Here is a 12,726-nt window from a genome sequence, read left to right on the forward strand (position 1 = left end):
GCTGCACAAACTAATCCCCCAACGCCCTGCTTATACGGTAAACTACCTGCGTTTTTGCATCAGGATAGCGTCTATGAACCACTCCCTTAAGCCCTGGAATACCTTTGGCATTCAACGCAATGCTAATCAAATTGTACGTGCCGATACTGCACAGCAGCTGCTGGATGCATGGCAAAGCGCAACCGAAAATAACGAACCCGTACTGATTCTGGGCGAAGGAAGCAATGTCCTGTTTCTCGATGATTTTGCGGGAACAGTGATCGTTAACCGCATCATGGGCATTGATGTGGAAGAGCGTGCCGATAGCTGGCATCTGCACGTGGGGGCCGGAGAAAACTGGCATCAGCTGGTGCAATTTACCCTCGAAAAAGGGATGCCGGGTCTGGAAAACCTTGCGCTGATTCCAGGCTGCGCCGGATCGTCACCCATTCAAAACATCGGTGCCTACGGCATCGAACTGAAACATGTCTGTGAATATGTCGACTGCATCGAACTGGCGACCGGAACGGCTAAGCGTTTAACGGCAGAACAGTGCCGTTTTGGCTATCGTGACAGTATCTTCAAGCATGAATATCAGGATCGCTACGTGATTGTCGCCGTAGGCCTGCGTCTGTCGAAGAACTGGCAACCGGTGCTGACCTATGGCGATTTAACGCGGCTCGATCCGGCAACCATCACTCCCCGTGAGGTGTTTGACTCAGTTTGCCATATGCGAATGACCAAACTTCCCGATCCGAAAGTAAACGGAAATGCAGGAAGCTTCTTCAAAAACCCGGTTATCAGCAGCGAAAATGCAAAAGCTTTTCTTAAAGGATGGCCCACTGCGCCACATTATCCTCAGGCAGATAGCAGCGTGAAGCTGGCTGCAGGCTGGCTTATCGATCAATGCCAGTTAAAAGGCACGTCAGTGGGTGGCGCTGCCGTTCACCAGCAGCAGGCTCTGGTACTGATTAATCAATGCAATGCGACCAGCGATGATGTTGTACAGCTGGCCCATTATGTTCGTCAGCGTGTGGGTGAAAAGTTTAACGTCTGGCTGGAGCCAGAAGTCCGCTTCATTGGTCGCGCTGGTGAAGTCAATGCCGTGGAGACTATCGCGTGAAGGACAATACCATTCCGTTAACCCTGATTAGCATCCTTGCTGACGGGGAGTTTCATTCTGGCGAGCAGTTGGGTGAACGGCTGGGCATGAGTCGTGCTGGCATTAACAAGCATATCCAGACACTTCGCGACTGGGGTGTTGATGTGTTCACGGTGCCTGGAAAAGGGTACAGCCTGCCGGAGCCTATTCAATTACTGAATGAAGAGACAATTCGCAGCCAGATTGGATACGGCAATGTTGCGGTGCTACCGGTAATTGATTCGACGAACCAGTACCTTATGGATCGGCTGAGCGAACTCTCCTCCGGTGATGCCTGTGTTGCCGAGTATCAGCAGGCCGGGCGTGGCCGTCGAGGCCGAAAATGGTTCTCGCCATTTGGCGCTAATCTTTATCTGTCCATGTACTGGCGCCTGGAGCAGGGCCCTGCCGCTGCCATCGGCTTGAGCCTGGTTATTGGTATTGTCATGGCGGAAGTGCTGCACGATCTGGGTGCCGATCGAGTGCGCGTTAAATGGCCAAACGATCTTTACCTTAACGATCGTAAACTTGCCGGGATTCTGGTCGAACTGACGGGGAAAACCGGTGATGCAGCGCAAATTGTCATTGGCGCGGGACTCAATATGGTGATGCGCAATGTCCAAAATGACGTGGTCAATCAGGCCTGGACCAACCTGCAGGAGGCGGGGATCGTCATCGATCGTAACACCCTTGCCGTGCGTATGATTAAAGAGCTGCGCAGTTCACTCACGCTTTTTGAACAGGAAGGCCTGGCACCGTTCCTGTCTCGTTGGGAAAAGCTGGATAACTTCATCAACCGACCGGTTAAACTGCTGATTGGTGATAAAGAAATTTACGGTATTTCCCGTGGTATTGACGCACAGGGCGCGCTGCTTCTGGAGCAGGACGGCACCATCAAGCCCTGGGTGGGCGGTGAGATTTCCCTGCGAAGCGCCGAATAACTGGATTGAACGAATGATGCGAAAACCCATCTGCGTCGCGCTGGCTGTCATGATGAGTATGCTGTTTTCGCCTTTCTCTCAGGCGGGCCAGGCCTGGGAGAGTTATAAAGCGCGCTTCTTCAAACCGGATGGGCGAATTGTCGATTCCGGCAATGGCAACGTTTCGCATACGGAAGGCCAGGGTTTCGCCATGCTGATGGCGGTGGCTAACGATGATAAAGCCACGTTCGATAAGCTCTGGCAATGGACCGACACTACGCTCAGGAACAAAGATAGCGGTCTTTTTTACTGGCGCTATAACCCCGCTGAGTCCAACCCGGTCGCCGACAAAAACAACGCCGCAGATGGCGATGTCCTGATCGCCTGGGCGTTGCTCAAAGCCGATGCCCGCTGGCATGACAAACGCTACAGCGCCGCCTCGGATGCGATTACAAAAGCACTGACTGACCACAGCGTGATCCGCTATGCGGGTTACCGTGTAATGCTGCCCGGCGTCGGGGGATTTAAGCTTGACGGTGAAGTGGTCCTGAACCCTTCCTATTTCGTGTTTCCGGCCTGGCAGGATTTTGCCGGGCGCAGTCATTTACCGGTCTGGCGTGAGTTGATAAAGGACGGGAAACGTCTGCTGGGAAAAATGGGATCGGGGAAAGCGAATCTGCCCACGGATTGGGTTTCGCTGACATCCGCTGGCAAGTTAACACCGGCCAAAGGCTGGCCGCCGCGGATGAGCTACGACGCAATTCGTATTCCGCTGTACCTTGCCTGGTCTGATAAGCAAAGCCCGCTGCTGACGCCGTGGAAGGACTGGTTCGGTCAGTTCCCCCGGGAACACACCCCCGCCTGGGTTAACGTCACGACCAACGAATATGCGCCCTACATGATGGAGGGCGGTCTGCTGGCGGTGAGGGATTTAACGATGGGGGAGTCTTCCGGCGAACCCGAAATCACCTCTAAAGACGACTATTATTCTGCAAGCCTGAAAATGCTGGTGTGGATTTCAGCGCAATAATAACGCACTGACTATCCCCTCTCCCCTAAGGGGAGAGGGTTAGGGTGAGGGGTAAATCAGTTACTGCGGATACGGTACCCAGTCCCCGCCGTTCAGGCGAACGTACGGTTTGTTCTGATACTGAATCACCACCGCGTTGGCGTTCTCGGAGACCTCTGCCGTTTGCGGCAGATTGCTGGTGAGCTGATCCCAGTTCACGCTAACTTCCACAAACAGCTTCCCGTCAACGGCGCGGGCCACCAGTTCTGAGATCGCCAGGTAGCTGGTTGGCTGGCTAATCTCGATTGGCGCGCCCTGGTGCGGAGCCTTCATTCCAAAGAATTTAATGCCTGCAGGCACGTTGGTGATGGACGGGCTTGGGATATCACGCAGGCCGGACACCTGCATTCTGTCACCTTTCAGCGCGCCACCGTGTTCAGGCACTACAACCACCATTACTTTACGGCCGGATTTTTCCAGCTCCGTGAAGAACGCGTCCAGCTCGTCGAAGAATTTCTGCGCCCGCACTTTATAATCCGCCGTTTTGCTCACGCCCGGGAAATGGTTACCGTCGTGAAGCGGCAGGGTGTTATAGAAGGTCGCACTGCGCGGATTGTTGTCTTTTTCGATGGTCTGCAGCCAGCGTTGCAGCACGGCGGTATCGTCATAAACCGGCGAACCGTCGAAGCCCAGCAGCGTTACGGGAAGACCGGTTTGATCCATTAGCGGCGCCTGCATGCCGCCCTGTTCACGAACCTCCTTCAGGAAGTTACCGAACTGGCCGTTATGCCCCAGCATCAGATGCTGCGTAAAGCCCAGTTTCGCGAGGTTATCGAACAGATAACACTGGTTACCGGCGGGCTGATACAGGTTTTTATGCGACGTTTGACCGCAGCTTGCACGCAGCAGGCGGATTGCCGCCGGGCCGCTGTACGAGGTGGCAGAGTTAAAATCTTTAAACTGGATGTCAAAATGGGACCACAGCGGGTGAGACATTAACCCGGCGGCATCCACATCGGCCCAGGAGAGGGAGCAGATGTTAATCACCAGCAGCTCAAACGGCTGCGCATCGGCTGGCAGCGCATCCGGGAATTTCGTCTGTCGCTTATCTTCAGCGGTATAGAAGCTGGAGAGCCACGCATTGAGATTGGTGGAGGTTGGCGGCGCGGTCTGCGTTGGAATATCGCCCACCACCGGTGTATCGCCAGCCGTTGTCACGGTAGCCGCTGCGCTTCCTCCCGTCGTGGTCACCGTTGTCGTCGGCTGGCCAGCAGGCCACAGGGAAAAGTCTGGTCCCGCCAGCGTCAGCACGTTAAGCCAGATCATCATCGCGACGACAAACACCGTGACGCGGATCCACTGGGACAGGAAAAGCCAGGCAACCAGCAGAACAAAGACGGCGCCAATCATCTGCCAGTTAATAAAGCGCTCAGTCAGATCAAGCATATAGTCTGCGCTGAAACCCGCAACCTGTGACCCCTGGCTCATAATGCTTTCCGGGCCAGGCAGCCAGGTATCGTGCCAGAACAACGCAAAGCCGATGGGGATAGCCACCCAGTGACGTAAACGATGCAGCCTGATGTTTGGCAGAGGCATCAGCAGGAAGGCCATAAACACCAGGTTAAGCAGGGGATGGAAATTCAGATAGCCTGCCCAAAGCAGACCAAACTTCACCAGAAAGTAGAAGTTCCAGCCGGAAAGACCGCGCCAGTATTGCCAGAGCGGCGAAGGTGACGAAGCGGTATAGGTAGAATTAGTCATGTTTTCGGTCTGCCTTGACGTGTGATGCCCGTGTCAGTGTTCCGGCTGGTTTTACATAGCGAGGTTTTACAAACATCACTCTGGCCGTATCACGGATACGACGTATGGAATGGCGCGCATAGTAGCCAAGCGGGAAAAAAATCAGCGCACAGAATATAACCAGTTGCAGGATATCGCTGATATTCATGATGGTGCGTTCTCCGCATTGTCTGTTAATAAGCGAAGGGGCTCCGGAACCCGGCGCCAGACGTGTCCATCATGTCTGGCGTTGAGGATCGGCTTCACATCGCTCGTAATCGCGAGTGGTTTAGCCCATTGTTCAGGCTGAAGCGCGCGCATCTGCACCAGCTCCGCGCTGATAGAATTATCTTCGAACCAAATCATACGGTTTGAGAAAATATCCCCGGTAGGCAGGGGGAAGATGTGGTTCAGCGCGGTATCGAGATCGTTCACCCGGCAGAAGGACAAAAACAGCACCAGCCGATTGTCGCCAATGGTCATGATGTCCCCTGTGCGGTTCGGGCGGCATAAGGTGAGCGCCTGCTCAACGCGAATGCCCGGTACAGGTCGCAGGGCAACCATAACGCCTTTACCGTCCGCAGGCAGTAACGTGTTGTTCATCATGTTGCCGACGGCATCGCAGAACGTATCCCATTTCTGGTAGCCGCGCAGCTTCATCGGCTGGGTCATGGAGAGCAGCGTGGAGATGTCTTCCGGTACATGGCGGCTGAACTGCTGGCCCTGAACGCTTTCAATGAGCGTCAGGCAACGTGACAGCGGCGCATTCCAGGGGATAACCATATTGGCCCCGCAGCCAAGCAGTAAACGTTCATCGGTGGCGCGCAGGCTGGTATTGTTTTCGCGCACGATAATTTTTAACGCGCTTCCGCGCTGGCGGCGCAAGGTATGAATTTGTCTCGCCAGCGTCTCAATCTGGTTATTTTGCATCAACGAGAAAACGAGGGTAGCCGCCTGGGTGGTACGGGCTTCATGAAAAAGCGCTTCGTTAGATTCAAACAGCGACCAGTTTTCCGACAGAGCAGGCGCGCCTTCTAAAACGGCAATATGGCTCAGAATGCGCTTTTCATCGCTGCGCGGCTGCACCACCGTTTCTTCCTGCTGTGCCAGGTGCCATTTCCCCTCGTGATGACTAAGGGTCAGCTGTTGCCTTGCGCTCACGCCTTTTTCGTTACACCAGAAGGCGATATCGTAGAGATAGCTGCCCGCCTGGTCACGAAGGCTTGCCAGACCAAACAGGGAACGATATTCACCCATTAAAAGTGAGAACAGCTTGTCATTATTACTGCCGGGGTTGACGACCAATAGCGTGCAATTTTGAAACTTTGCCCATTTATTGATTTTTTCCAGCCACGGCAGCAGTTTTTCGGCAGGAATATTTTGCAGGACGTTATTTGCACATTTCAGAATCACTAAATAGTGATCCGGATCAATAGAGCACTGAATGTCGCGGGACAAAAAGTATAGACTATCCGCTTCCGCTGACATGGAAAATAATCGTACGGTCTGAGGTCCGCGGTCGCTTTCAAGCGTAATAATGTTTTTCGGCTCTTCGCCCATACTAATGACGGCCACGCGGGAATCCCTATCCTGAGCGGCAATTGTCTGGTTTACCAGACTGATAGCATCTTCATTACGATCCGTATTAATCCACCAGACTCCACCGACTGGCATGTGGCTCAATTCGTCCCATAATGACTGGATGCCAATAGAAAATATGGAGTCCACGGTGTCCCTCTTTTCGTCTAATTTATCTGTATCTCAGTTTACTAGCGAAAGCGTAGAAATAAACCTAACATTGAAATTAAAGAACATCAGATTTAGCATGTAAATGAAATTTGTCAGGGCAGGACGCCCCGCGACTTCTGAGCGTGCGATTTTCCTCAAAGGGATGGAAAAAGAATGGATAATAACGAACCCGGAACCCCAGTTGACTCGACCCTGGGTTACACTTTCCAGAACGATTTTCTGGCGCTAACGCAGGCCTTTTCTTTACCCGAAATAGATTACACCGATATTTCCCAGCGGGAACAGTTGGCCGCGGCTATTAAACGCTGGCCGTTATTAGCTGAATTTGCCCATCAACAATAAGGGAGCCATTGATGGCCATACTCGGATTACAGGGCGTCCGTGGCGGTGTGGGTACCACATCTGTTACCGCGGCGCTGGCGTGGTCATTACAGCTTTTAGGTGAATCGGTGCTGGTGATTGATGCCTGTGCCGATAATTTGCTGCGTATGTCGTTCAACGTCGATTTCACGCGCGAAGAGGGCTGGGCCCGCGCACTGCTTGATGACAAAGACTGGCGGGACGCAGGTCTGCGTTACACCTCCCAGCTGGATTTGCTGCCTTTTGGTCAACTGACCACCACGGAGCGCGAAAATGAAGCCGCCTATCAGCGTCTGTTTTCGCAGTTCACGCTTGCGCTGCAGAGCCTGAAAGAGAAGGGGCATTACCAGTGGATCCTGCTGGATCTGCCGCACGGCGCCGGCACGCTTACCCGGCAGCTTATCGCCCAGTGCGACCATGTGCTTTCCATCGTGAACGTTGATGCGAACTGCCATATTCGCCTGCATCAGCAGGGACTGCCTCAGAATGCGCATCTCCTGATTAACGATTTACGCATTGGCAGCCAAATTCAGGACGATCTCTACCAGGTCTGGCTGCAAAGCCAGCGACGCCTGCTGCCGATTGTGATTCATCGTGATGAAGGAATGGCGGAATGCCTCGCCTCCAAGCAGCCGCTCGGCGAATACCGCAGCGACTCGCTGGCAGCAGAAGAGATCCTGACGCTGGCTAACTGGTGTCTGCTGAACTTCGCCAGCAAGGCGGAGCCGGCGGGGAGTTCGGTATGAGTCGACTCGCCAGCTGGCTTCTTATCCCGCCGGTCAGTTCGCGTTTGAGCGACCATTACCGGCACTTTCGCCGGCATGGTGCCCCGGCATTCAGCGCTGCGCTCGGCTGTTTCTGGATGATTCTGGCCTGGACGTTCATTCCACTCGAACACCCGCGCTGGCAGCGCATACGTGCGCGCCACGGCGAATTATATCCCCACATTAACCCCGACCGGCCACGGCCTTTGGATCCGGCGCGCTATCTTATTCAGGCCATCTGGCTGGCGGTCACGTCATCCCGTGCGGAGAAAATAACGCCGCACTGGCGCAGCTACTCCCGCGTACAGCAGCTACGCGAACGCTATCACCAGTGGCTGGATAAACTGCCCGATAGCGTCAGCGATAAAACCAGCCATCTGGATAACCATAAAGAGCTCGGGCATCTCCACCCGGGCTTACGGCGTTTTATCCTTGGCGTGATTGTCGTGTTCTCGCTCATTCTGGCGCTGGTCTGTATCACGCAGCCCTTCAACCCCCTGGCGCAGTTCACCTTCCTGATCCTGCTGTGGGGCGTAGCGTTGCTGGTTCGCCGTATTCCGGGCCGTTTCTCAGCGCTGATGCTGATTGTGCTGTCGCTGACGGTTTCCTGTCGGTACATCTGGTGGCGTTATACCTCAACGCTGAACTGGGACGATCCGGTCAGCCTGGTGTGCGGTCTGGTGCTGCTGTTTGCGGAAACCTACGCGTGGATTGTGCTGGTGCTGGGCTATTTCCAGGTGATCTGGCCGCTCAACCGCCAGCCGGTTCCGCTGCCGAAAGACACCACGCAGTGGCCGACCGTCGATCTCTTCGTCCCGACCTACAACGAAGACCTGAGCGTGGTGAAAAACACCATCTATGCCGCGCTGGGCATCGACTGGCCGAAAGATAAGCTCAAAGTCTGGATCCTGGATGACGGCAACCGCCCGGCGTTTCGCCAGTTTGCCGAAGAGGTTGGCGTCGAGTACATCGCCCGTCCGACTCACGAACACGCGAAGGCAGGGAACATCAACAACGCGCTGAAGTATGCCACCGGCGAATTTGTCTCGATCTTTGACTGCGACCATGTGCCGACGCGCTCGTTCCTGCAGATGACCATGGGCTGGTTCCTGAAAGAGAAAGAGCTGGCGATGATGCAGACGCCGCACCACTTCTTCTCGCCGGACCCGTTTGAACGTAACCTTGGCCGCTTCCGTAAAACCCCGAACGAAGGCACGCTGTTCTATGGCCTCGTACAGGACGGGAACGACATGTGGGATGCCACCTTCTTCTGCGGCTCCTGTGCGGTTATCCGCCGTAAACCGCTGGATGAAATTGGCGGTATTGCGGTCGAGACGGTCACTGAAGATGCGCACACCTCTCTGCGCCTGCACCGTCGGGGCTATACCTCTGCCTACATGCGTATTCCTCAGGCTGCCGGTCTGGCGACGGAATCTCTCTCGGCGCACATTGGCCAGCGTATTCGCTGGGCGCGCGGCATGGTGCAGATTTTCCGTCTTGATAACCCGCTGATAGGCAAAGGGCTTAAGCTGGCGCAGCGTCTTTGCTACGTCAACGCCATGTTCCACTTCTTATCCGGTATTCCGCGTCTGATCTTCCTGACCGCGCCGCTGGCGTTCCTGCTGCTTCACGCCTATATCATCTACGCGCCCGCGCTGATGATCGCGCTGTTTGTTCTGCCGCACATGATCCACGCGAGCCTGACAAACTCGAAGATACAGGGTAAATACCGCCATTCCTTCTGGAGTGAAATCTACGAAACGGTGCTGGCCTGGTACATCGCGCCGCCGACGATGGTGGCGCTGATTAACCCGCATAAAGGGAAATTCAACGTCACCGCGAAGGGCGGCCTGGTAGAAGAGGAGTACGTCGACTGGGTGATCTCCCGTCCGTATATTTTCCTGGTGCTGCTGAATATCGTTGGCGTCATCGCCGGTATCTGGCGTTACTTCTACGGCCCGGAAAACGAAATCCTGACCGTCTTCGTCAGTATGGCCTGGGTGTTCTACAACCTGATTATCCTCGGTGGCGCGGTGGCGGTGTCGGTGGAAAGTAAACAGGTTCGTCGCGCGCATCGCGTTGAAATCTGCATGCCTGCGGCGATTGCCCGTGAAGATGGTCATCTCTTCTCCTGTACGGTGCACGACTTCTCTGACGGTGGTCTGGGGATCAAAATCAACGGCCAGGCGAAAGTGCTGGAAGGGCAGAAGGTTAACCTGCTGCTTAAACGCGGCCAGCAGGAGTACGTCTTCCCGACGCAGGTTGTGCGTGTGGCAGGTAGTGAGGTAGGTCTGCAGCTGATGCCGTTGACCAAAAAGCAACACATTGATTTTGTGCAATGTACGTTTGCCCGTGCGGATACATGGGCTCTCTGGCAGGACAGCTTCCCGGAAGATAAACCTCTGGAAAGCCTGCTGGATATTCTGAAGCTGGGGTTCCGTGGCTATCGTCACCTTGCAGAATTTGCCCCGTCGTCGGTGAAATTAATTTTCCGGTCACTTACTTCGCTGGTTTCCTGGGTCGTGTCGTTCATTCCTCGTCGTCCTGAGCGGGATGAGGCGAAGCAGGCGGACCCGGTTATGGCTCAACAATGATGATAACGCGATGAAAACAAAACTTTCCTGGTTATGTGCAGTGGCAATGGGAGTGAGTGCACTCCCCGCAACAATGGCTAACGCAGCACCTGGTAACGCAGCGGCTACGCCTGCGCCAACGGTGCCCGTGGTCGCGCAGGCAACCGATCCGGTTGTTACGGCGGCACCCGGTCAAACAGAAAACGTCATTCCGAACCAGCCAACGGAGGGGAACACCCTGCCGGCAGACAGCCAGATCATCGGTCAGGTGATGCCGGGCGTACGGGGAGCTAACGCGCCCGTTGTCGCGGATAATGCGCCGTCGCGGGACGTGAAGCTAACCTTCGCACAAATCGCGCCGCCGCCGGGCAGCATGGTGCTGCGCGGCATCAACCCTAACGGCAGCATTGAATTCGGTATGCGCAGCGATGAGGTTGTCTCGAATGCGGTACTGAACCTTGAATACACCCCGTCGCCCTCCCTGCTGCCGACGCAGTCTCAGCTGAAGGTCTATCTCAACGATGAGCTGATGGACGTTCTGCCGGTGACCAAAGAGCAGTTGGGCAAGAAAACCCAGGCGCAGGTGCCGATCAACCCGCTGTTCATCACCGACTTTAACCGTATCCGTCTGGAGTTTGTTGGTCACTACCGCGATGTCTGCGAAAACCCTGCCAGCAACACGCTGTGGCTGGACGTCGGGCGTAACTCCTCGCTGCAGATGACCTACCAGCCGCTGGCGCTGAAAAACGATCTGTCGGCGTTCCCGGTTCCGTTCTTCGACCCGCGTGATAACCGTCCGCTCACGCTGCCGATGGTGTTTGCCTCATCCCCTGACGTGACCGAGCAGCTAGCGGCGACCATTGTGGCCTCCTGGTTTGGTTCCCGCTCTGGCTGGCGTGGCCAGAACTTCCCGGTGATGTATGACAAAATGCCGGACAGAAACGCGATTGTCTTTGCAACTAACGCCAAGCGTCCGGGCTTCCTGCGCGACCACCCGGAAGTCAAAGCGCCAACCATTGAGATGGTAAGCCACCCGGATAACCCGTACGTGAAGCTGCTGGTGGTCTTTGGTCGTGATGATAAAGATCTGGTTCAGGCCGCAAAAGCGATTGCCCAGGGCAACGTCCTTTTCCGCGGCAACAGCGTGGTGGTGGACGAAGTTAAGCCGCTGCTGGCGCGTAAACCTTATGACGCGCCAAACTGGGTGCGTACCGACCGTGCCGTGACGTTTGGCGAGCTGAAAACCTATGAAGAGCAGCTGCAGGCGTCCGGCCTTGAGCCAGCGCCAATTAGCCTGTCGCTGAACCTGCCGCCGGATCTGTACCTGCTGCGTACCAACGGCATTGATATCAATCTTAACTACCGCTATACCGCGCCGGCAACGAAAGACAGCTCGCGCATGGATATCAGCCTGAACAACCAGTTCCTGCAATCGTTCAGCCTGCAAAGCACCCAGGACACTAACCGTCTGATGCTCCGTCTGCCGGTGTTGCAGGGGCTGCTGGACGGTAAAACGGACGTCTCTATTCCTGCGCTGAAGCTTGGCGCGATCAACCAGCTGCGTTTTGATTTCCAGTACATGAACCCGATGCCTGGCGGCTCGGTGGATAACTGCATCACCTTCCAGCCGGTGCAGAACCACGTGGTGATTGGCGATGAGTCGACCATCGACTTCTCGAAGTACTATCACTTCCTGGCGATGCCGGATCTGCGTGCCTTTGCGAACGCGGGCTTCCCGTTCAGCCGCATGGCCGATCTCTCTGAATCCATTGTGGTGATGCCAAAAGCGCCAAACGAAGGTCAGGTCACGACCCTGCTCGACACCATGGCAACCGTAGGCGCGCAGACGGGATTACCGGCAATTAACGTCACATTGACGGACGATGGCAGCCAGATCCAGAACAAAGATGCGGACATTATGGTGATTGGCACCATTCCGGATAAGCTGAAGGATGACAAACGTATCGACCTGCTGGTGAAAGCCACCGAGTCGTGGGTTAACACGCCGCTGCGCCAGACCGAGTTCCCGAGCATTATGCCGGATGTGAACGACCGCAAGGCCAGCGCACAGACGGCCGTAACCTCTCAGGGGGCGATGGCTGCGGTGGTGGGCTTCCAGTCTCCTTACAACGATCAGCGTAGCGTGATAGCCCTGCTGGCGGACAGCCCGCGTGGCTATGAGCTGCTGAATACCGCGATGAACGACAGCGGCAAACGTGCCGCGATGTTTGGCTCGGTGTCGGTGATCCGCGAGTCCGGCGTCAATAGCCTGCGCGTGGGTGATGTGTACTATGTCGGCCATCTGCCGTGGTTCGAACGTCTGTGGTATGCGCTGTCGAACCATCCGGTTCTGCTCGCCATCCTGGCTGCGGTCAGCGTGGTCTTGCTGGCATGGGTGCTGTGGCGTCTGCTGCGTATCATCAGCCGTCGTCGCCTCAACCCGGATGAGTAA

10 protein-coding genes are annotated in these 12,726 nt (G+C 55.5%); 7 read left to right on the forward strand and 3 right to left on the reverse strand.

Features of this window, described 5'->3' with window-relative positions:
• Nucleotides 1-73: 73 nt before the first annotated feature.
• Genes murB through ACWKXT_RS21645 form a run of 3 tightly spaced genes read left to right on the forward strand, consistent with a single transcriptional unit; the run spans nt 74 to nt 3,070 of the window.
• Nucleotides 74-1,102, forward strand: a complete 1,029-nt coding sequence (murB, locus tag ACWKXT_RS21635) for a UDP-N-acetylmuramate dehydrogenase (RefSeq protein ID WP_454533374.1) — start codon at nt 74-76, stop codon at nt 1,100-1,102.
• Entirely contained in the window at nt 1,099-2,061 is a 963-nt protein-coding gene (birA, locus tag ACWKXT_RS21640) for a bifunctional biotin--[acetyl-CoA-carboxylase] ligase/biotin operon repressor BirA (protein ID WP_454529495.1), read from the forward strand. Before murB ends, birA begins: the two co-directional genes overlap by 4 nt.
• Before the next feature lie 16 nt (nt 2,062-2,077).
• Nucleotides 2,078-3,070 (forward strand): glycosyl hydrolase family 8, encoded by a 993-nt coding sequence (locus ACWKXT_RS21645; RefSeq protein WP_454533393.1) that lies wholly within the window; start codon nt 2,078-2,080, stop codon nt 3,068-3,070.
• Nucleotides 3,071-3,130: 60 nt separating this feature from the next.
• Here the strand turns inward: ACWKXT_RS21645 and bcsG are convergent, their stop codons facing one another.
• The 3 genes from bcsG to bcsE are packed head-to-tail and all read right to left on the reverse strand — an operon-like array spanning nt 3,131 to nt 6,556.
• A complete protein-coding gene (gene bcsG, locus ACWKXT_RS21650) occupies nt 3,131-4,810 on the reverse strand; it encodes a cellulose biosynthesis protein BcsG (RefSeq protein ID WP_454533375.1) in 1,680 nt (559 codons plus the stop codon).
• Entirely contained in the window at nt 4,803-4,997 is a 195-nt protein-coding gene (bcsF, locus tag ACWKXT_RS21655; protein ID WP_454529497.1) for a cellulose biosynthesis protein BcsF, read from the reverse strand. Before bcsF ends, bcsG begins: the two co-directional genes overlap by 8 nt.
• The gene (gene bcsE, locus ACWKXT_RS21660; protein ID WP_454533376.1) at nt 4,994-6,556 is read right to left on the reverse strand and encodes a cellulose biosynthesis c-di-GMP-binding protein BcsE; all 1,563 of its coding nucleotides are present in this window, start codon (nt 6,554-6,556) and stop codon (nt 4,994-4,996) included. The genes bcsF and bcsE overlap by 4 nt, the downstream gene beginning before the upstream one ends.
• Nucleotides 6,557-6,730: 174 nt before the next feature.
• Between bcsE and bcsR the strand changes: the two genes are divergently transcribed.
• The 4 genes from bcsR to bcsB are packed head-to-tail and all read left to right on the forward strand — an operon-like array spanning nt 6,731 to nt 12,726.
• Nucleotides 6,731-6,919 carry a cellulose biosynthesis protein BcsR gene (gene bcsR / locus ACWKXT_RS21665; protein WP_008503237.1) on the forward strand — a complete coding sequence of 63 codons (189 nt, stop codon included), beginning with the start codon at nt 6,731-6,733 and terminating at the stop codon, nt 6,917-6,919.
• 11 nt (nt 6,920-6,930) lie between these two features.
• Complete coding sequence (gene bcsQ, locus ACWKXT_RS21670) at nt 6,931-7,683, forward strand: cellulose biosynthesis protein BcsQ (RefSeq protein WP_061096790.1); 753 nt, start codon at nt 6,931-6,933, stop codon at nt 7,681-7,683.
• Nucleotides 7,680-10,295, forward strand: coding sequence for a UDP-forming cellulose synthase catalytic subunit (gene bcsA / locus ACWKXT_RS21675; protein ID WP_454529499.1), 2,616 nt, complete (start codon nt 7,680-7,682; stop codon nt 10,293-10,295). The genes bcsQ and bcsA overlap by 4 nt, the downstream gene beginning before the upstream one ends.
• A 10-nt stretch (nt 10,296-10,305) precedes the next feature.
• On the forward strand, nt 10,306-12,726 hold the full coding sequence (bcsB, locus tag ACWKXT_RS21680; RefSeq protein ID WP_454529500.1) for a cellulose biosynthesis cyclic di-GMP-binding regulatory protein BcsB: 2,421 nt from the start codon (nt 10,306-10,308) through the stop codon (nt 12,724-12,726).

This window comes from Enterobacter sp. UPMP701, assembly GCF_053709515.1.